Annotated in this window: 19 protein-coding genes and 1 riboswitch; of the genes, 8 read left to right on the top strand and 11 right to left on the bottom strand. The window is 71.0% G+C overall.

Annotated elements, in window-relative coordinates; all coding sequences use genetic code 11:
* Window positions 1-99: 99 nt before the first annotated feature.
* Together folE2 and metZ are read right to left on the bottom strand one after the other, a co-directional pair.
* Window positions 100-1,200, bottom strand: coding sequence for a GTP cyclohydrolase FolE2 (gene folE2 / locus ACQ5SP_RS13055; RefSeq protein WP_430938823.1), 1,101 nt, complete (start codon window positions 1,198-1,200; stop codon window positions 100-102).
* A 101-nt stretch (window positions 1,201-1,301) separates the two neighbouring features.
* Window positions 1,302-2,483, bottom strand: coding sequence for an O-succinylhomoserine sulfhydrylase (metZ, locus tag ACQ5SP_RS13050; protein WP_430938822.1), 1,182 nt, complete (start codon window positions 2,481-2,483; stop codon window positions 1,302-1,304).
* 62 nt (window positions 2,484-2,545) lie between these two features.
* Window positions 2,546-2,624: riboswitch (SAM riboswitch) on the bottom strand.
* A gap of 123 nt (window positions 2,625-2,747) precedes the next feature.
* Between metZ and ACQ5SP_RS13045 the strand changes: the two genes are divergently transcribed.
* Window positions 2,748-3,728, top strand: a complete 981-nt coding sequence (locus tag ACQ5SP_RS13045; RefSeq protein WP_430938821.1) for an alpha/beta hydrolase — start codon at window positions 2,748-2,750, stop codon at window positions 3,726-3,728.
* Window positions 3,729-3,788: 60 nt separating this feature from the next.
* Entirely contained in the window at window positions 3,789-4,493 is a 705-nt protein-coding gene (locus ACQ5SP_RS13040) for a glutathione S-transferase N-terminal domain-containing protein (RefSeq protein ID WP_430938820.1), read from the top strand.
* 4 nt (window positions 4,494-4,497) lie between these two features.
* Here ACQ5SP_RS13040 and ACQ5SP_RS13035 read toward each other — a convergent pair whose 3' ends face one another.
* Together ACQ5SP_RS13035 and ACQ5SP_RS13030 are read right to left on the bottom strand one after the other, a co-directional pair.
* Window positions 4,498-5,109: an inner membrane-spanning protein YciB gene (locus tag ACQ5SP_RS13035; RefSeq protein WP_430938819.1), complete on the bottom strand. Its 612-nt coding sequence runs from the start codon at window positions 5,107-5,109 to the stop codon at window positions 4,498-4,500.
* Between the two features lie 14 nt (window positions 5,110-5,123).
* Window positions 5,124-6,023, bottom strand: a complete 900-nt coding sequence (locus ACQ5SP_RS13030; protein WP_430938818.1) for an EamA family transporter — start codon at window positions 6,021-6,023, stop codon at window positions 5,124-5,126.
* A 45-nt stretch (window positions 6,024-6,068) separates the two neighbouring features.
* On the opposite strand from ACQ5SP_RS13030, the gene ACQ5SP_RS13025 reads away from it, so the two are divergent.
* Window positions 6,069-6,569: an MgtC/SapB family protein gene (locus ACQ5SP_RS13025; RefSeq protein WP_430938817.1), complete on the top strand. Its 501-nt coding sequence runs from the start codon at window positions 6,069-6,071 to the stop codon at window positions 6,567-6,569.
* Between the two features lie 4 nt (window positions 6,570-6,573).
* Here the strand turns inward: ACQ5SP_RS13025 and ftsY are convergent, their stop codons facing one another.
* On the bottom strand, window positions 6,574-7,926 hold the full coding sequence (gene ftsY / locus ACQ5SP_RS13020; RefSeq protein ID WP_430938816.1) for a signal recognition particle-docking protein FtsY: 1,353 nt from the start codon (window positions 7,924-7,926) through the stop codon (window positions 6,574-6,576).
* Window positions 7,927-7,998: 72 nt separating this feature from the next.
* Window positions 7,999-9,687, bottom strand: a complete 1,689-nt coding sequence (locus tag ACQ5SP_RS13015; RefSeq protein WP_430938815.1) for an NAD(P)H-dependent oxidoreductase subunit E — start codon at window positions 9,685-9,687, stop codon at window positions 7,999-8,001.
* Window positions 9,688-9,833: 146 nt separating this feature from the next.
* On the opposite strand from ACQ5SP_RS13015, the gene ACQ5SP_RS13010 reads away from it, so the two are divergent.
* Both ACQ5SP_RS13010 and ACQ5SP_RS13005 read left to right on the top strand, forming a co-directional pair.
* The gene (locus tag ACQ5SP_RS13010; RefSeq protein WP_430938814.1) at window positions 9,834-10,856 is read left to right on the top strand and encodes a fatty acid desaturase; all 1,023 of its coding nucleotides are present in this window, start codon (window positions 9,834-9,836) and stop codon (window positions 10,854-10,856) included.
* A gap of 54 nt (window positions 10,857-10,910) precedes the next feature.
* On the top strand, window positions 10,911-11,312 hold the full coding sequence (locus ACQ5SP_RS13005) for a hypothetical protein (RefSeq protein WP_430938813.1): 402 nt from the start codon (window positions 10,911-10,913) through the stop codon (window positions 11,310-11,312).
* A gap of 3 nt (window positions 11,313-11,315) precedes the next feature.
* On the opposite strand, the gene xseA is transcribed toward ACQ5SP_RS13005, so the two are convergent.
* Window positions 11,316-12,893: an exodeoxyribonuclease VII large subunit gene (xseA, locus tag ACQ5SP_RS13000; protein ID WP_430938812.1), complete on the bottom strand. Its 1,578-nt coding sequence runs from the start codon at window positions 12,891-12,893 to the stop codon at window positions 11,316-11,318.
* A 73-nt stretch (window positions 12,894-12,966) separates the two neighbouring features.
* On the opposite strand from xseA, the gene purD reads away from it, so the two are divergent.
* Window positions 12,967-14,232: a phosphoribosylamine--glycine ligase gene (gene purD / locus ACQ5SP_RS12995; protein ID WP_430938811.1), complete on the top strand. Its 1,266-nt coding sequence runs from the start codon at window positions 12,967-12,969 to the stop codon at window positions 14,230-14,232.
* 66 nt (window positions 14,233-14,298) lie between these two features.
* On the opposite strand, the gene ACQ5SP_RS12990 is transcribed toward purD, so the two are convergent.
* Both ACQ5SP_RS12990 and ACQ5SP_RS12985 read right to left on the bottom strand, forming a co-directional pair.
* Complete coding sequence (locus tag ACQ5SP_RS12990; RefSeq protein WP_430938810.1) at window positions 14,299-15,039, bottom strand: FG-GAP repeat domain-containing protein; 741 nt, start codon at window positions 15,037-15,039, stop codon at window positions 14,299-14,301.
* Window positions 15,039-15,362: a 2Fe-2S iron-sulfur cluster-binding protein gene (locus tag ACQ5SP_RS12985; RefSeq protein WP_430938809.1), complete on the bottom strand. Its 324-nt coding sequence runs from the start codon at window positions 15,360-15,362 to the stop codon at window positions 15,039-15,041. The genes ACQ5SP_RS12990 and ACQ5SP_RS12985 overlap by 1 nt, the downstream gene beginning before the upstream one ends.
* Before the next feature lie 143 nt (window positions 15,363-15,505).
* Between ACQ5SP_RS12985 and ACQ5SP_RS12980 the strand changes: the two genes are divergently transcribed.
* Both ACQ5SP_RS12980 and ACQ5SP_RS12975 read left to right on the top strand, forming a co-directional pair.
* A complete protein-coding gene (locus ACQ5SP_RS12980; RefSeq protein WP_430938808.1) occupies window positions 15,506-15,865 on the top strand; it encodes an OB-fold nucleic acid binding domain-containing protein in 360 nt (119 codons plus the stop codon).
* A 71-nt stretch (window positions 15,866-15,936) separates the two neighbouring features.
* Window positions 15,937-16,470: a peptidoglycan-binding domain-containing protein gene (locus ACQ5SP_RS12975; RefSeq protein WP_430938807.1), complete on the top strand. Its 534-nt coding sequence runs from the start codon at window positions 15,937-15,939 to the stop codon at window positions 16,468-16,470.
* Window positions 16,471-16,537: 67 nt separating this feature from the next.
* On the opposite strand, the gene ACQ5SP_RS12970 is transcribed toward ACQ5SP_RS12975, so the two are convergent.
* Both ACQ5SP_RS12970 and ACQ5SP_RS12965 read right to left on the bottom strand, forming a co-directional pair.
* Window positions 16,538-17,965: a Do family serine endopeptidase gene (locus tag ACQ5SP_RS12970; RefSeq protein ID WP_430938806.1), complete on the bottom strand. Its 1,428-nt coding sequence runs from the start codon at window positions 17,963-17,965 to the stop codon at window positions 16,538-16,540.
* A gap of 235 nt (window positions 17,966-18,200) precedes the next feature.
* Window positions 18,201-19,112, bottom strand: a complete 912-nt coding sequence (locus ACQ5SP_RS12965; protein WP_430938805.1) for a hypothetical protein — start codon at window positions 19,110-19,112, stop codon at window positions 18,201-18,203.
* Window positions 19,113-19,174: the final 62 nt, after the last annotated feature.

The raw sequence follows: 19,174 nt of genomic DNA, 5'->3' as shown, positions 1-19,174 counted from the left end.
GTCTCTTTCATTTTGAGAAGAACCCTCAAGGGGGGGACAACGCGCTGGGGGGGGGGGGGCAAAAAGCGTGGTGTGGTCTTGGGGGGCCCTCCCCCCGCGTCAGCCGACGTGGAACAGCGTCGTGAAGAGCCGTGGATCGAGGCTCTCGGCCGCGAAGGTCTCGCCCTCGGTCAGGATCGAGACGGCGTCATGGCTGTGCAGGCTTTCCTGGTGGCTCGCGACGACGCGGAAATCGCCCACGCGCGGATCGTCCTTGAGCCCCGCGCAGAAGAGCCGCGCGGCATCCTCCACGAAAATCGGGTTGGCGGCGTTGAGCTCGGCGAAGGCCTGCTCGTCCTCGCGCTTGACCATCACCTGGGTCTCGGTCGGCACCGCCTGGCGGCACATGTCGATCAGGTCCTCGAACCAGAGGCATTCGCCCTCGACCACCTCGGCCGAGATCCGCGCGACCGAGCGCTGCGAATGCGGGGTGGCCAGCTGGCCCCGCGCCCGGCGCGCGTGTTCGCTGAGTTCCAGCGAACAGGGGCAGGTCGAGGAGTAGACATAGTCGAGATGGATGATCTTCTTGCGCACGCCGGCGCGTTCGACCAGTTCCAGCGCGATGTCGTAATACTGGTAGCCCTCGAGCCCCGAACGCAGCGAGCCGATCTTGACCGGGAAGGAAAAACGCATCTGGATCCGGGCGTCCATGCTCTCGAGATCGGCCTTGTAGCCGTCCAGCGCGGCCTCGATGACGCCGAAGCTGAAGGTTCGCTCGGCATGGGCATAGAAGCTGCGCATGATGCGCGACATGTTGATGCCCTTCTTCTCGGCCTCCAGGCTGACCGTGCCGGTGACGGAGGTCTCGAGCGTCACGTCGCCGTTGTCGCGGGTGTGAAAGCGGATCGGCAGGCGGAAATTCGAGATGCCGACATGCTGCAGTTCCTGCCGCGCGCCGCGGATCAGGCTCGCCGGGCCGTTCTGCAGGTCGGGCAGCGTCGCGCGGTAGCCGTCATCGGCCTCGAAATCCTGCGGGTAGGCGCGGCTGAGCTCGGGGTAGGCGGCGCTGCCGGCCAGCCGGGCCAGGGCGGGTTCCAGCGCATCGCGCGCGGCGCCGTCGGCCTGGGACATCCAGGCGCGCAGCGTTTCCAGCGCGTCGCGAGCCTCGCCCTCGCTGACCGGGGCCTCCGCGTTCTCGGGGTTCGGCGTGTGAATGTTCATCGGTCTTGTCCGTCCCGCTTGATGTCCGACCACCCAAATCTGGCCCAGACTGGGGGCATTTCCAGTCTTTTACAAATTTTTTGCATGCGTCGGGGCGACGCTCAGACGGCCGCGAGCGCCTTTTCGAGATCCGCGATCAGGTCTCCCGCGTCCTCCAGCCCGACGGAAAGGCGCACCAGCCCGTCGCCGATCCCGAGCGCGGCGCGCACCTCTGCGCCGAGGCGCTGGTGGGTCGTGGTGGCGGGGTGCGTGACGAGGCTTTTCGCATCCCCGAGATTGTTCGAAATCCCCACGATTTCAAGCCCGTCGAGGAAACGGAACGCGGCTTCCTTGCCGCCCGCGATCTCCAGCGACAGCACCGTGCCCCCGGCCGTCATCTGCGCCCGGGCGAGGTCATGCTGGGGGTGGGAGGGATGGAAGGGGTAGAGCACCCGCGCCAGTTTGTCATGGCCGGCCAGAGCCTCGGCGAGGCACCGCGCGGTTTCGGCCTGCGCGGCGAGGCGCAGCTCCAGCGTTTCCAGCCCCTTGAGCATCACCCAGGCGTTGAAGGGGCTGAGCGCGCCGCCGGTATGCTTGAGGTAAGGCTCCAGGGTCTTGCGGATGTAGTCGCGGCGCCCCAGCACCACACCGCCGAGGCACCGGCCCTGCCCGTCGATATGCTTGGTCGCGGAGTAGATCACGACATCCGCGCCCAGCTCGAGCGAGCGCTGGAAGACGGGCGTGGCGAAAACGTTGTCGGCGATCACCGTCGCGCCCACCGCGTGGGCCATCTCGGCCACCGCGGGCAGGTCGATCACTTCGAGCGTGGGGTTCGAGATCGACTCGAGGAACACCGCCCGCGTGTCGGGCCTTATCGCGGCGCGCCACTGGTCCAGATCAGTGCCGTCGACGAAACTCACCTCGACGCCGTAGCGGGTCAGGATCTCCTCGAGGATATAAAGACACGATCCGAAGAGCGCGCGCGCGGACACGACATGATCGCCCGCCTTCAGCAGCGACATCAGCGCGCCGTTGACCGCGGCCATGCCGCTGGCCGTGGCGAAGGCGTCCTCGGCGCCTTCCAGCGCGGCGATGCGGTCCTCGAACATGGCCACGGTCGGATTGCCGTAACGGGCATAGACGAACTCGTCCGCGCCCGCCTCGACGAAGCGGGCCTCGGCCGCCTCGGCGCTGTCATAGACGAAGCCCTGCGTGAGGAAGATCGCCTCGGAGGTTTCGCCGTACTGGCTCCGCCGCGTGCCGGCATGCACCGCGCGGGTGCGTGCTTTCCAGTCCTGGCTCATATCCGTCTCCCCGCGCGGGGTGCCCGCGCAAAATAAAGCCCCCGGACCACAGAGGATCGGGGGCGTCAGGGGCCTCGACCTCTTTAGCGGCATATTTAACGTGGCCCGCAATCCGGTGAACAAATCGCCACGACAGCGGCATTAGCCGAGTGGCGGCGTTGCGTCAAGCGCCGGGCATCGTCACGCAGCTGTCACCGGCCGGTAACCGGGCCGTTGCAGTCTGGCTGTACTCAGGCGCCAAAGAGAACGGCGGGGCACGGGCAGATGGCACTGCTTCAGGTGAACGCGCGTCGGGGCGGGCTCGAGCATCCCTCCCCTTGCGGACGGCCTCTGGACGTCGAGCTGGCGGAGACGCTGGCACGGATCCGGGCCGACGCGCCGATCGTGGTGCTGATCCACGGCTTCAAGTTCTCACCCTTCGAACGCCGTGCCGATCCGCATCGCCACATCTTCTCGCTCGCCCCCGAAACCGATTGCTGGAAGGCGCTGTCCTGGCCGGGCCAGCTGGGGTTCACGGAATACGGGCGGGAGGACGGGCTCTGCATCGCCTTCGGCTGGCATGCCACGGCACTGTTGCCGGAACCGGGCGTCCGCCGCGTCTATGGCCGCACTGCCGGCGCGGCGGAGGCGCTGCAGACGCTGCTGCAGATGATCGCGGCGCTGGCACCGGGGCGGCGCGTCGATATCCTGGCCCACTCCCTGGGCGCGCGGGTCGCGCTCGGTGCCATGGCGGCGGTGACGGCGCCGGTACTGGGCCGGGCGATCCTGATGGCGGCGGCCGACTACCGCGGCAATGCCGAGCGCGCGCTGGCCAACCCCGCCGCCCGCGGCGCCCAGGTCTACAACGTGGTCAGCGCCGAAAACGATTTTTACGACGCGCTCTTCGAGACAGTCGTGCCAGCGCCGCGCCCGGGCGACCGGGCGCTCGGGCGCGGGTTGCCGCAGGCGCCGGGGCGCTGGCTCGATCTTGGCATCCACTGCCCCGACACGCTCGGCGCTCTCGCCGACAGGGGCACGCGGATCGCGCCCCGCGACCGCCGCGTCAGCCACTGGAGCTTCTATCTCCGTCCCGGGGTCTTCGCGCTTTACGCGGCCATCCTGCGCGACCGCGACAACTGGTCCCCCGAGGCGCTGCGCGCGGCCCTGCCCGGCCGGGCGGCCGCGCCGGCGCGCACCGCGCGACGCCTGCCGGTCGGCATGGACCTGCCCGGTCGCGCCGGATACGGGGGCGCGCACAGCGCCTGAGGGGTTGTCTCGGGCGCGGGCGCGGCCAAGTAGTGGGGCAAATCGAAAAAGGAGTTCCCCATGACGCAGCCCATCGATCTCTACTACTGGCCAACGCCGAACGGGTGGAAGATTTCCATCGCGCTGGAAGAGATGGGCCTGCCCTGGAGCCTGCAACTGGTCAATATCGGCGCGGGCGAACAGTTCGAGCCGCCTTTCCTGTCGATCGCGCCCAACAACCGCATGCCGGCGATCGTCGACCCCGACGGCCCCGACGGCAAGCCGGTCTCGGTCTTCGAATCCGGCGCGATCCTGCAATACCTGGCCCGCAAGACCGGCCGGTTCTACGGCGACACCGACCGCGAGCGCATCGAGGTCGAGCAGTGGCTCATGTGGCAGATGGGCGGGCTCGGCCCGATGGCCGGCCAGGCGCACCACTTCCTGAAATACGCGCCCGCCATGGACCCGCCGCAGGACCTGCCCTATGCCAAGGATCGCTACCGCAACGAGACCGCGCGTCTTTACGGCGTGCTCGACCGGCGGCTGGCAGACCGCGATTTCGTCGCCGGCCCCTATTCCATCGCGGATATGGCGATCTGGCCCTGGGCCTCGCTCTGGGAGGGCCAGCAGCAGACGCTGGACGACAAGCCCAACCTCAAGGCCTGGCTGGACCGCGTGGGCGCGCGCCCGGCGGTGCAGGCCGGCCGCGCCGTCGCGTCCGACCTGCGCGCCAACCTTCAGACGGATCGCAAGGCGCAGGAGGTGCTTTTCGGCAAGCGGGCCTGAGCGGTCAGTCGCCCCGGCCCGACAGGGTCTCGGAGCCGTATTTCTGGAACAGCTTGCCCTGGGTCATGAAGAAGACGAAGACGGCGATCGTCAGCCCGAAAGTCTTGAAATTGACCCAGGCATCCGTGGACATGGTCCGCCAGACAAGCTCGTTGGCGACCGCCAGCCCGAAGAACAGCGCGGTGACGCGGCGGGTCAGGATCATCCAGCCCTCGCGCTGCATCGGCATCACCTCGGACATGACGAGTTCCAGGTAGGAGCGCTTGCGCAGCAGCCCGATCCCGAGGATCACGGCGAAGAGCAGGTAGATGGCCGTCGGCTTCATTTTGAAGAAGCGCTCGTCGTTGAGCCAGACCGACAGCCCGCCGAAGAGCACGACCAGCACCGCGGTCATGATCTGCATCCGCGACAGCGTTCCCGTCAGCCGCCAGAGCGCGGCCGTCGAGGCGAGGATCAGCGGGATGAAGGCCGCCGTGACCACGATGAAGCCGTCATAGGCTGTCCCCGCGATCGTGAAGCTTTCGTCCTTCAGCCACAGGTAGCCGGCGAAGAACACCAGGATCGGGCCCAGTTCGAGCGCCATTTTCAGCATCGGGTTGATCGGTTTCTCGGCCATCGCACGCGCCTCTCTCATCCGCCCATTTCGACTATCACGGCGCCGGCCGCGATCAAAGCCATCAGGCCCAGCCGGCGGGGACCCACGGTTTCCTTCAGCACGACCCAGCCGATCACCGCGGCGAAGACCGTCGAGGTCTCGCGCAGCACCGCCGCCTCGCCCACCTTGTCGAGCCGGGTCGCCAGCATGATCGACCCGAAACTGAAATAGGCGATGAAGGCGCCGATGACACCCCGCTGGATCAGCGGCACCGCCTCGGCGGCGGTCAGCCCGCACCAGCGCCGCCATGTGAAGGCCGGCATGAAGATCCCGTCGATGAAGAAGAACCAGGCAAGGAAGGTAAAGGGATCGGCCGCGGCACGGATGCCGTAGGCGTCGTAGGTGGTGTAGAGCGCCACGAAGACGCCGGTCAGAAACGCCAGGCCCAGCGCGACGTAGAGCGTTTGCCGATCCACGGAGGCGTGCAGGATGTTGTAGACGGCCAGCCCGAAGATGCCCGCCAGCAGCACCCCCACGCCGAGCCACTGGGTCGCGGTGAAGGCCTCGCCGAAGACCGCGCCGGCGGCCAGCACGGTCACCAGCGGCCCGGTTCCGCGCACAACCGGGTAGACAACGGTGTAGGCGCCGCGCTGGTAGGTCATCGCCTGAAGCACCTTGTAGCCGACATGGATCACGAAGACCCAGGCGAAGATCGGCCACATATGCGGCCCCGGCCAGGGCACGAGGAACAGCGCCACGGGCGCCGCGATCACGCCGTAGCTCGCGTCGATGGCGGCCCGGCTCAGCCAGGGATCGAAGCGCCCCTTTTGCAGCGCGCCGAAAACCGCGTGCAGCAAGGCCGCCAGCAGCGCCAGCGCCATCGCCAGGCGATGCCCCGCCTCGGTGCCTTCGAGCGCGAGAAGGAACTCGCTCATTCCGTCCCCGCGTTGGGGACGTATGACAGCGCAGGAGGCCCGGTGATGTTCGAGACGCTTTGGTCGGAATTCAGCACCCCGTTCCGCGCCACGCCGGTGGAGGTGGCGGCGCTGCGCCTCGCCGCGGCGATGGTGCTCGGCGGGATCATAGGCTTCGAGCGCGAGATGCACGACAAGCCGGCAGGCCTGCGCACCCACATGATGATCGCGCTGGCCGCGTGCCTTTTCACGCTGGCCAGCTTCGAGCTGATGGAGGTCGCCGCCGCCCGCGAAGACGACAATGTCCGGCTCGACCCGCTGCGCCTGACCGAGGCGATCACCGCGGGCGTGGCCTTTCTCGCGGCGGGGACGATCATCACCGGGGGCGACAAGGTGCGCGGCCTCACGACGGGCGCCGGCATGTGGTTCGCGGGCGCCGTCGGGCTGTCCTGCGGGATCGGCAACCTGACGCTGGCCGGGCTGGCGACGGGGGTCGGGCTGGTCGTGCTCTGGCTGCTGCGCCGGGTGACACGGGCGCTCGGCCCCGACCGCCCGGCCGACGACTGATGGCTCACGCGGCGGCCCCGGTCAGGGCACGCGCGAATTCCTCGGGGTCGAAGGGGGCGAGATCGTCGATCTGCTCGCCCACGCCGATGGCATGGATCGGCAGGCCGAAGCGATCCGCAAGCGCGACCAGCACGCCGCCCTTGGCGGTCCCGTCGAGCTTGGTCATCACCAGGCCCGAGACATCCGCCATCTTCTGGAAGGTCTCGACCTGGCGCAGCGCGTTCTGCCCGGTCGTGGCGTCCAGCACCAAGAGCGTGTTGTGCGGCGCATCCGGGTCGCGCTTGCGCAGCACGCGCACGATCTTGGCCAGTTCTTCCATCAGGTCGGCGCGGTTCTGAAGCCGCCCGGCGGTGTCGATCATCAGCAGATCCGTTCCCTCGGCCTCGGCCCGGGCCAGCGCGTCGAAGGCCAGGCTCGCCGGGTCCGAGCCCTCGGGCGCCGTCATCACCGGCACGCCCGCACGCTCGCCCCAGACCTGGAGCTGCTCGACCGCCGCGGCGCGGAAGGTGTCGCCCGCGGCGATGATGACGGACTTGCCGGCCGCGCGGAACTGCGCGGCGAGCTTGCCGATGGTCGTGGTCTTGCCCGAGCCGTTGACGCCCACCACCAGCACCACCTGCGGGGTCTTCTGGTAGAGCGGCATCGGTTTCGCCACCGGATCCATGATCCGTGCGATCTCCCCGGCGAGAAGCCCCTTGATCTCTTCGGCCGAGAGCTTCTTGCCCATGCGTCCCTCGGCCATGTTGGCGGTGACCCGCAGCGCGGTCTCGACCCCCATGTCGGCGGAGATCAGCAACTCCTCGAGGCTTTCCAGCATGTCGTCGTCGAGCGTGCGCCGCAGGACCGGCCGCGCGGACTCGCCGCGCCCGAGAAGCCGCCCGAAAAGGCCGGCCTTGCGGGCCGGGGCGTCTGCCACGGCCTCCTCCACCCCGGCGACGCCGGTCTCCACCGGGATCTCGGCGGGTGCGGGCCCGGGGATTTCAGCGGGTGGCGCGTCGGGCGCCTCGACGGGGCCACGCACGGGCTCGGGCGCCGGTTCGGGCTCGGGGGCGGGATCCGGGCGGACCGGCTCCTCGGGCGCGTCGGGGGCGGGCCCCGGCGGTGCCGGATCTTCTTGCGGCGTGGGCTCCGGCTCCTCGGGCACGGGTGCCGGCGCGGGGTCCGGCGCGGGCTCCGGTTCCTCTGGGACCGGCCCCGGCACGGGGTCCGGCGCCGGCGCGGGTTCCTCCGGGGGCGTTTCCGGTTCGCGCTCGGGCGGCTCGGCCGCGCCGCCCTCTTCCACGATGGCGTCCAGGCCTTCCTCGAGCTTGGAGGAGGACTTGAACAACCGTTCCTTGAGTTTTCCGAAAAACGACATCTCTGAACCCGGCTGGTGGTGTTCCACTCACCTAGTCGGTTCGGCGCGGCAATGGAAGGGGCTCGGCCGGGCTCAGACCTCTTCGGGGAAATGCTTCATCGTCAGCCGGATCGGGTTCGGAGCGGCCTGGCCGAGCCCGCAGATCGAGGCGTCGGCCATCGCCTGGCAGAGATCCTCGAGCAGCTCCTGGTCCCAGCGATCGGCCTGCATCAGCTTCACCGCCTTCTCGCAGCCCGCGCGGCAGGGCGTGCACTGTCCGCAGCTCTCGTCCTCGAAGAAGCGTAGCATGTTGAGCGCCGCGGCGCGGGCCGAGTCGTGATCCGACAGCACGACCACCGCCGCCGAGCCGATGAAGCTGCCATGCGGCTGAAGCGTGTCGAAATCGAGCGGCACGTCGTCGAGCGTCGCGGGCAGAAGGCCCGAGGAGGGCCCGCCCGGCTGGTAGGCCTTGAAACTGTGCCCCTCCAGCATGCCCCCGGCGGCCGCGATGATGTCGCGGATCGTGGAGCCGGCCGGCAGAACGTGGACGCCCGGGCGCTTGACCCGGCCCGAGACGGAATAGCTCCGCAGCCCCTTGCGGCCATTCTTCTCGACGCGGTTCAGGATCCCGGGCCCCTCGCGGCAGACGCGCGCCACCCAGTAAAGCGTCTCGACGTTGTTGACGAGCGTCGGGCGGCCGAAGACGCCCACCTGCGCGACGAAGGGCGGGCGATGGCGCGGCAGGCCGCGCTTGCCCTCGATCGACTCGATCATCGCCGATTCCTCGCCGCAGATATAGGCGCCCGCGCCGCGGCGCAGGTCGATATAGCCCGGCGCGACCAGCCCGGCTTCCTCGAGCGCGGCGATCTCGCGGCGCAGGATTTCCAGCACGGCCGGATACTCGTCACGCATGTAGATGAAGCAGGTCTCGGCCGCGACGGCCCAGGCCGCGATCAGCATCCCCTCGAGGAAGACATGCGGTTCCCGCTCGAGATACCAGCGATCCTTGAAGGTGCCGGGTTCGCCCTCGTCGCCGTTGACCGCCAGGTAGCGCGGCCCGGCCTCGGCCCGGACGAAGCCCCATTTCCGCCCCGCCGGGAAGCCCGCGCCGCCCAGGCCCCGAATGCCCGCGTCCAGCAGTGTCTGCTGCACCGCCTCGAAGCTCTCGGCGCCGGCGCGCAGCGCCTCGAGCCGGGTGTAGCCGCCGTCGAGACGGTAGGCGTCGAAGCCCTGGTAGGTCGGCACGTGCACATGGGTGTCGCCCTGCGCGATCGCGGCCTCGACCTTGCGCAGGCTCGCCCGGTCGATGTGGTTGTGCCCGATCTCCAGCACCGGCGCGGTATCGCAGCGCCCCATGCAGGGCGCACGCAGCACGCGGACCTCTGCCGGGTCGAGCCCCTCTTCCAGCGCGCGCTTCAGCTCCTGCGCGCCGGCCATCTCGCAGGCCAGCGAATCGCAGACCCGGATCGTCAGCGCCGGCGGCGGCGTCTCGTCCTCTTTCACGACGTCGAAATGGGCGTAGAAGGTGGCGACCTCGTAGACCTCGGCCTGGGGCAGCTTCATTTCCTCGGCCAGGGCGCGCAGATGCGCGGCCGAGAGATGGCCATGGGCGTCCTGGATCAGGTGCAGATGCTCGATCAGCAGGTCGCGCCGGCGCGGCCGGTCCCCCAGAAGGCGCTGCACCTCGGCAAGCGCGGCGTCGTCCAGCTGGCGGCCCTTCGGCGTGCGCCGACCCTTGCCGCGGCCCGACTTCCAGACCCCCTTGTTCTCGTCCAGCGCCATGATCCCCGGCCCTCCTTTCGGTTGTGGCCCTGTCTAACGCCCCGGACCGCCGCCGGGCCACGCCAAAAGCGACATGCGCGGGTCCGGATGCGGGGTTACCGGCGGCAAACCACTTGCGGTGTAGGACATGCCCGAAGGGAGACGCCATGCAACGCGGTATCCGACATTTCGCGACGGCGACGCTTCTGCCCCTGCCGGCCCTCGCCGCCGGGGCGGTAATCGATGCGCGCTGGGGCCTCGGCGCCCTGGCGGCGCTGACCCTGGGGGTCGCGGGCCTCGACGCGGTGATGCCCCGCGACCGCGCGCAGGGCGCCGGCACCGCGGCGGACGGGGCGCTGCTGATCCTTCTCGCGCTGATGCCCCTGCCCCTGCTGGCGCTGGCGGCCTGCGCGGCGGGCCTGCCCGTGGCCGGCGGGGCGCCCGCACGGGCCGGCGCACTGGCTGCCATCGGGGTCTGGCTCGGCACCACCGGCAGCGCGGCGGCGCTGGCGCTTCTGCATGCACGGGCGCCGGGGGCGCGCGCGGTCGGGCGGTTCGCGCTGCGGCTCCTGGCGCTGGGGCCGTTGGCCGTGACCGATCCGGCCGTGCATCACCGATTCGCCGCGACATCCCGGGATCCGACCACCGCCCGGCGGGGCGAGAGCCTCTATGCCTATCTGCCGCGCGCCTGGGGCGGCGCCTTCCGGCTGGCCCGGCACGGCGCCCGCACCCGGCGCCGGGCGGCGGGCCATGGCGGGGGCCGGGTCACCGGCCCCGTGCTGGCCGATCTCGCCCTGGCCGCCTGCCCGCCCGCGCTCGGCGTCGCGCTTGGCGGCCCGGCCGCGGGCGCCGCGATCTGCGGCGTCGTGGGGCTGGCGCTGCTGCTGACGCTGACCCGCGCCTATATGCAGCATTACGGGCTCCGGCGCGAGACGCGCCCCGATGGCCGCATGGCGCCGCTGGCGGCCTGGCACGCGTGGAACGCTCCGCACTGGGCCAGCGGGCTGATGCTGCTCAACGCGACGCGCCATTCCGACCTGCACGCCCATCCGGGCGCCCCCTTCACCACGCTGCGCGACAGCGCGCCGGTGCTGCCGCGCGGCCCCTATGTCATGATCGCGCTGGCTTTCCTGCCGCCGGTCTGGCACCGGGTCATGGCACGCCGGCTCCCGTCGGAGGAAACGGGCTGACCGGGTCGCGGCGATCGGCTAGCATCCGGCCAGTCGCCGTTGCCGGAGCCGCCCATGCGCCACCTGTCGCTTCTGCTTGCCCTTGCCCTGGCCGGCCCTGCCTGGGCCGCCGATGAAGCGCCGTTATCGGCAGAGGCCTTCGCGCAGGCGGTCACCGGGAAGACGCTGTATTTCACGCGGCGCGGGGCGCCCTACGGCGCCGAGCAGTACCTGCCCGGCCGCGAGGTCATCTGGACGTTTCTCGACGGGCACTGCGTGCGCGGGCGCTGGTACGAGGCGCGCGAGCATATCTGTTTCGTCTACGAAAACGAGCCCGAGCCGCAATGCTGGGACTTCCTCGAGACGGACCGGGGCCTCGCCGCGCGGGGCGAGGGGGCCGACCCGGTCAACGACCTGGTCGTGGCTGGCGAAAGCCGCGCACCGCTGGACTGCGACGGGCCGGTCCCGGGGGTCTGAGGCTCAGAACAGGCTGCCCTGCTCGGGCGGGCCGCCGGGTTTCCGGGGCGCCTTGCGCGGCGCGCCGCCGCCGGGTGCGCCGCCCGCGGACCCGCCGCCGGCCGCGCCCACGGGCAAGCGGCCATCCTGGAACTCGATCTCCAGCGCCCCGGCCTTCTCGGCCGCCGCGCGGGTGGTGACGACGGCCGTGCCGGCGCGCACCACGGCATAGCCCCGTTTCAGCGTCTCGGTATAGCCGAGCGTCTGGCGGAGCCGTTCCAGCCCGTCGAGCCTGGCGCGCCAGTCTGCGGTCTGGCGGTCGGCGGCCCGTGCGAAGCGCCGGGTCAGCTGGTCGAGATCGCGCCGGCGCTGGTCGGCCGCACGGCGCAGCAGCGCGGGCCTCAGGCCCGCGGCCGCGCCGTCCAGCCCAGCCCGCTTGCGCCCCGCGGCCAGCGACAGCGCCGCCGGAAGACGTGCCGCCAGCCCGTCGAGCCGCCGCCCACCCTGCGCTACCAGGTCCGACGGTTTCAACCGGGCCCCGACCCGGGCGAGCGCGATCTGGCGGGCCTGGACCAGCCCGCGGATCGCGCCGGGCAACCGGCCCGCGAAGTGATCGAGCCGCTGCGCGGGATACTGCACCAGCTCCGCCGGGCGGGGCAGCGCGCGCGCCATGTCCCGCAGGCGCTGGCCGCGCAGCGCCAGCCCCTGGGCCCAGGCCCGCCGGCGGCGCTCCTCGAGGCCGGCCAGCGCGGCCGAGAGCTCGGCGCGCACCGGCACCGCCAGTTCCGCCGCCGCCGTCGGCGTCGGCGCGCGCTGGTCGGCGGCATGGTCGATCAGCGTCGTGTCGGTCTCGTGGCCCACCGCCGAGATCAGCGGGATCTCCGATTCGGCGGCGGCGCGGACGACGCTTTCCTCGTTGAACCCCCAGAGATCCTCGATCGAGCCGCCGCCGCGGGCGACGATCAGCAGGTCGGGCCGCGGCACCGGCCCGCCCGGCGCAAGCCGGTTGAAGCCGCGGATCGCCGCGGCGACCTCGGGGGCGCATTTCTCGCCCTGCACGGCGACGGGCCAGATCAGCACCCGGCGCGGGAAGCGGTCGCGCAGGCGATGCAGGATATCGCGGATCACCGCGCCCGAGGGCGAGGTCACGACCCCGATCACCTCTGGCAGGTAGGGGATGGGGCGCTTGCGCTCGGCGGCGAAGAGCCCCTCGGCGGCCAGCGCCTTCCTGCGTTTCTCGAGCATCGCCATCAGCGCGCCCATTCCCGCCGGCGCGATATCCTCGACGATCAACTGGTATTTCGACTGCCCGGCGAAGGTGGTCAGCCGCCCGGTCGCGACGACCTCCATGCCCTCCTCGGGCATGACGCGCAGCTTGCGCGCCTGGCCTTTCCAGATCACGCCGGCCAGCACGTTCCGCTCGTCCTTCAGGTCGAGATAGACATGGCCCGAGCGCGCATGCATCACCCGGCCGACCTCGCCGCGGACGCGGACATGGCCGAATTCGCCCTCGATCATCCGCTTCACGGCGCCGGAGATCTCGGCAACGGTGAATTCCGGGGCGTTCATGCCGGGCTGGGCATCCTCGATCAGGTCGGACATCGTGCCTCGCTTGCGTCTCTCACGGGGGCACCTTAGAACGCGCCAACGGCGGGGCCAAGCGGGGGAGCGCGCGATGAACATCCTGGTACTGGGCGGCGGCGGACGCGAACATGCGCTGGCCTGGGCGATCCTGCAGAACCCGAAATGCGACCGGCTGATCTGCGCGCCGGGCAATGCCGGGATCGACGAGATCGCGGAATGCGCCGACATAGACATCGAGGACGGGGGCGTCGTCGCGGATTTCTGCGCCGAGAACGCGGTCGATTTCGTCGTCATCGGCCCCGAGGCGCCGCTGGCCGCCGGCGTGGCCGACACGCTCGACGCCGCCGGGATCGCGGTCTTCGGCCCCTCGGCGGCGGCGGCGCGGCTCGAGGCCTCGAAAAGCTTCACCAAGGAAATCTGCGATGCCTGCGGCGCGCCCACGGCAGCCTGGGCCCGGTTTGCCGCGGCAGGGCCCGCGAAGGATTACGTCCGCGCGCAGGGCGCGCCGATCGTGGTCAAGGCCGACGGGCTCGCCGCCGGCAAGGGCGTGGTCGTGGCCGAAACGGTCGACGCGGCCGAGGCCGCCATCGACGAGATGTTCGGCGGCGCTTTCGGGGGCGCCGGGGCCGAGGTGGTGATCGAGGAGTTCATGACCGGCGAGGAGGCGAGCTTCTTCGTGCTCTGCGACGGCGAGACCGTTTTGCCCATCGGCACCGCGCAGGACCACAAGCGCATCGGCGAGGGCGATACCGGACCCAACACGGGCGGCATGGGAGCCTATTCGCCGGCCCCGGTGATGACCCCCGAGGTCGCCGCGCGCGCGCTCGACGAGATCGTCAGGCCCACCGTGGCCGAGATGGCCCGGCGCGGCACGCCCTATCGCGGCGTGCTCTATGCCGGGCTGATGATCCGCGACGGGCGGCCGCGGCTGGTGGAATACAATGTCCGCTTCGGCGATCCCGAAGCCCAGGTCCTGATGATGCGGCTCGGCGCGCAGGCCTTCGACCTGATGCAGGCCTGCGCCGAGGGCCGGCTGGACGCGGCCCGGGTGCACTGGGCCGAGGATCACGCCATGACCGTGGTGATGGCGGCCGCGGGCTATCCCGGCGCCTACGAGAAAGGCAGCGAGATCCGTGGCCTCGAGGGGCTGCCGGAGACCAGCAGCGAGATGGTCTTCCATGCCGGGACGCGGCGCGAGGGCGGCAGGCTCGTCGCCAGCGGCGGGCGGGTGCTGAACGTCACCGCGCGCGGTGCGAGCCTCGCCGAGGCCCGCGACCGCGTCTACGCGATGGTCGATGCCATCGACTGGCCCGAAGGCTATGCCCGGCGCGACATCGGCTGGCGCGCGCTCGGCTGAGCGGGCCGCGGACCGGGGGCTGTCTGCCCCCGGACCCCCGAGGATATTTCGACCACCTGGAGAGGCTCAGCGGCAGGCGAGCGCCGCGGCGAACTCGGCCGCGCCCGCCGCCGGCGCGATGGCGCGGCTTTCGAGCACGCCCTTCCGGAGGCGCGTCGCCAGGAGGCCGGTCCAGGCGGGGGTCGCGGTCACGATCTCGGGCCCGGCGCCGCAATCGCGCAGGCCGCCCGAGATATGGCGCTCGCCGATCCGGTGGTTGGTGTGGCCGGGGGCCGCGGCCACCGCGCGCAGCGTGCCCTCCGCGAAGCGCCAGACGCGCAGCACCCGGGCCAGGTGCGGCCTGTCGACATAGGCAATTTCCATGGCGCCGTCGCCATCGAGATCGGCCACGCCCAGCGGCGCGAGCCAGCGGTTGCGCTGGCCGATGAAGGGGGTCGCGGCGACGAGGCCGTCCGCGTCGTAGACCGCGAGCCGGGCGCCCCGCGAGAGATCGCTCTCGACCACGATCACTTCCGGCCCGCCGTCGCCGTCGAGATCGGCGAGGCGCGGCGCGGTATCCTCGAAGACGCGGGTCTCGGGCAGGACGATGCGGCTGCGGCGCCCGTCGGTCAGGGTCAGCACCAGCGCGCCATGCTCGATCGCGTCGCCCAGCACGCCATGGGCATAGCGCGTGGTCGGGGCGTCGTAGGCCGCGGCCGCGATGTCCTGCGCCGCCGAGGCCAGGGCGCCTGCCAGCCACAGGCCGGCGGCCAGGCCCGCGCCGCGGGCCAGGCCGCGCAGGCGCGGACGCGGCGCCCGGCCGGCCATCAGATCTGTTTTTCGGGCATGCGCACAACGAGACCGTCCAGATCGTCGGTCACCTTGAGCTGGCAGGTCAGCCGCGAGGTCTCGGGATCGGGCTCGTAGGCGAAATCGAGCATGTCCTCTTCCATCGGGTCCTTTTGCGGCAGCTTCCCGACCCACGACGCGTCGACATAGACATGGCAGGTGGAACAGGCACAGGCGCCGCCGCAATCGGCCTCGATGCCGGGGATGTTGTTGTCGCGGGCGCCTTCCATCACGGTCAGCCCGTTGGGCACGTCCACCACATGCTCGGTGCCGTTGAACTCGATATAGGTGATCTTCGCCATGTCTTTCCTCTTGCGCTCTGTCCGGGCGCGCGCAGGTGCCTGAAGGCCCGGGTCGTCAGACCGCACATAATCGAGCCGGGCAACATTTGCCAGAGATAGACTCCGGACTTGCGCCGGCAACGCCATGTTCTATTTTCGTTCTCATGGACAGCCCGGTTTCCCCTGCCCCCGGCCGCTGGCCGCGCCCGCCCGCGGCGCTGCCCCATGCACGTCTCGACGAGCCGCCCGACGGCGCGCGCGTCACCGTCGCCGGGCTGGTCCTGGTGCGCCAGCGCCCGGGCACCGCCAAGGGCGTGGTCTTCGTCACGCTCGAGGACGAGACCGGCGTGGCCAACGTGATCGTCTGGGCCAAGACCTTCCAGCGGTTCCGCCGGGCGGTGATCGCCGGGCGGCTCCTGCGGGTGACGGGGCGGCTGCAGCGCGAGGCCGGCGTCGCCCATGTCATCGCCGAGACGGTCGAGGACATCTCGCCCCTGCTCGACCGGCTGACCGCGCCGGGCTGACGGCAAGGCTTCCGCCCGGGCGCGCCAGCGCGTAGCCTGCCCCCGACGCATCAGCGCGAGGGCCGCACGCCGTGATTCCGCCAAGATACATCGTCGGGATGGTCGCCGGGCTGCTGGCCGGCTGCCAGCCCGATGCCCAGCAACGGCCGGCGCCCCCGCCGGGCGCGCCCCGGATCGTCACGGCGGCCGAGGGCGGGCCGCCCGGCGCGCCGCCCGGCAGCTGCTGGGGGCGCGACACGGCCCCGGCGGTGGTCGAGACGGTGACCGAGCAGGTCCTGGTCCGTCCCCCCCAGACCGACGCCGCGGGGCGGCGCACCGCGCCGCCGGTCTATCGCAGCGAAACCCGCCAGGAGATCGTCGCGCCGCGCCGGACGCTCCGGTTCGAAACGCCCTGCCCGGCGGAGATGGACGCGGCCTTCGTCGCGGCGCTCCAGCGCGCGCTGGCCGCGCGCGGGCTCTACCCGGGGCCGATCGACGGCGCGATGGACGCCCGCACACGCGCGGCGGTGCGACGCTACCAGGCGCCGCGCGGGCTCGACTCGGGGCTGGTCTCTCTCGAGACCGCGCGGGCGCTCGGTCTCGTGGTCACGCCGGTTCCCGACTGACCCGGGCACAGAAAAGGGCGCCGGCGGGCGCCCTTTCCAAGATCCATTCAAGGCGACGGCCGGCCGGTCACCCGTCCGAGAGCGACAGCGCCACGAAACGCGGCTCGCCCTGCCGGCGTACCAGCAACAAGAGCGACTTGCGGCCGGCCTCGCGGGCGGCCTCGACGCGATCCTCGAAATCGGCGACCGTCGCGACCTTCTGCTGGCCGGCCTCGGCGATCAGGTCGCCGGCGCGCAGCCCCTTTTCATAGGCCTCGCTGGTCTCGTCCACATCGGTGACGACGAGGCCGGTGGCCTCCTCGCCAAGGCCGAGCTGCTCGCGCAGATCCGGCGTCAGGTCCGACAGGCTGAGCCCCATCATCTCCTTCTCGGTCGGCCCCTCGGGCTCGGGTTCTGCGCCGGGCGCCATGCCCTCGGCTTCCTCGCGGCGGCCCAGCGTGACATTCAGCGTCTCGGTGCCTCCGTCGCGGAACACCACGACACGGACGGTCTTGCCGACAGCGGCATCGCCCACCATCCGCACCAGCTCGCGGGTGTCGGCGACCTCCTCGCCGTCGAAGGACAGGATCACGTCGCCCGCCTCGACACCGGCCTCCATGGCCGGCCCCTCGGGGACATCGGTGACGAGCGCGCCGCGCGCGCCCTCGAGGCCCAGCGCCTCGGCCACGTCGTCGGTCACGTCCTGGATCCGCACGCCGAGCCAGCCGCGGCGGGTCTCGCCGTATTCCTTGAGCTGCGCGACCACCTTGGTGACCACGTTCGAGGCCATCGAGAAGCCGATGCCGATCGACCCGCCCGTCGGGCTGAGGATCGCGGTGTTCACGCCGACCACCTCGCCGTCCATGTTGAAGAGCGGCCCGCCCGAATTGCCGCGGTTGATCGCGGCGTCGGTCTGGATGAAATCGTCATAGGTGCCGCTGAGCTCGCGGTTGCGCGCCGAGACGATCCCGGCCGAGGCCGAGAAGCCCTGCCCGAGCGGGTTGCCGATGGCGATCACCCATTCGCCGACGCGCATGATGTCGCTGTCGCCGAAATCGACGAAGGGCAGCGGTTCGTCGCTCTGGACCTTCAGGAGGGCGATGTCGGTGTTCGGATCGGTTCCGACGACCTCGGCCTTCAGTTCGAGTCCCGACTGGAACTCGGCCAGGATCTCGTCGGCCTGCTCGATCACGTGGTTGTTCGTGACGATGTAGCCATCCTCGGAGATCACGAAACCGGAGCCCAGCGCCTGGCCGCGGCGGGGTCGCTGGCGATCCTGCTGGCGATCCATGAAATCGCGGAAGAAGTCCTCGAGCGGCGAACCCTCGGGGACGACCGGGCCGGGCTGATCGCTGGCCGCGATGGTCGTGGTGGTGGTGATGTTGACCACGGCGGGGCTGACGCGCTCCACCAGGTCGGCGAAACCGTCGGGCGCCGGCCGCGCGGTCGCGACAAGCGCCTGCGCCATGACGAGCGCGAGGCCCAGAAGCAGCGCCGCGGCGGCGCGTACCGGCATGCGCGTCGGCACTGCAACGCTAGTGGTACGGGGTTTCAATTGGTTGTCCTCCTTGATCGGTCTTCACCGGCGCACGCGCCGATGCCTGCTCACGCCCCAGATGTTTGGCTCGAAAGTCACAATTCAACGGTTTCCCGCAGCGAGCCGGTCAAATTGGCGTGACCGTCCCCACTATGTCTGCATGGCGGCGCCGGTTTCAACCAAAGGAATTGCGCGCCCGGACCGGCGCCGGATTTCAGAAGCGCAACGACAGCGCCGCGCCCAGAACCGGGGCCGGATCGTACTCGGAGGAGGAGAGCGTCGCGCCGGACGCGTCCTCCATCCGCAGCGCGCCGTTCAGCTTGACCCCGGCAAAGCCCGTGACCCGCAGCGCGGCGGTCGGGGCGTAGTTGACCGTGACCATCAGGGGCACCGCGGCGTCCTGGCCGACGCCGCCGCGCGCCGGCCCGTCCCCGTCCAGCCGGAAGCGGCGCTTCTCGTAGCGCCCCGAGAACGCGACCGCGAGGTCGTCGCGAGCCTGCCAGGTCAGGGTCAGCCCCGGCCCGCGGGACACGCCGTGCCCCGACCCCGTCGAAAGCGACAGCCGGTCGGTCACCGCCCAATCCAGGAAAACCACCGGGGTCAGGCTGTCCTCGTCCTCGAGTTCCGTCGACCATTGCAGCCCGGGCCCCACCGAGAGCCTGTCGCTGAGCCGCCACTCGAGACCGGCGAGCAGGCTCACCGTGGTCGCGTCCCCGGCCGCGACGCCCGTTTCGCCGGAATAGGCGATGCCCGGGATGACGCGGGCGGTCATCCGGTCGCCCTGCCGGATCTCCAGCGGCAGGCTGAGCCGGACATCGACGATATCGTCCCAGGCCGACCCGGCGCCCAGCGCGCCGCCTGCCCCGAAGGCGTAGTGGCTCATTCCAACCGAAAGCGGTGCGAAGACGTCCCCCGGCCCGTTGCCACGACCGAGCCGCGGCGCGAGGCTCCAGCGGGTGACGGAAATGCTGCCGCCGGTCGCCAGGTCGCTGTCGAATTGATGGGAAACCGCCGCGGCGGCGCCAATCCAAGGGTCTTGGCTGTCCGTCTGGTCGGCCGCGCGGGCCGGTCCGGACCAGGCGAGCGCCGCCAGAACGGCCGCCCCTGGAAGACTCACATGTCGCATACGCACTCCGATACCGCTTACGCCGTCGCAGCGCAGTCAAGCACCGTCTGCGAGCCGCTGCA

Source organism: Rhodovulum sp. YNF3179 (assembly GCF_050586465.1).
GTDB lineage: Bacteria > Pseudomonadota > Alphaproteobacteria > Rhodobacterales > Rhodobacteraceae > CAJXYS01.
Note: the sequence above shows the minus strand (reverse complement) of the source record. Positions and strands in the feature narration are given on the sequence as shown.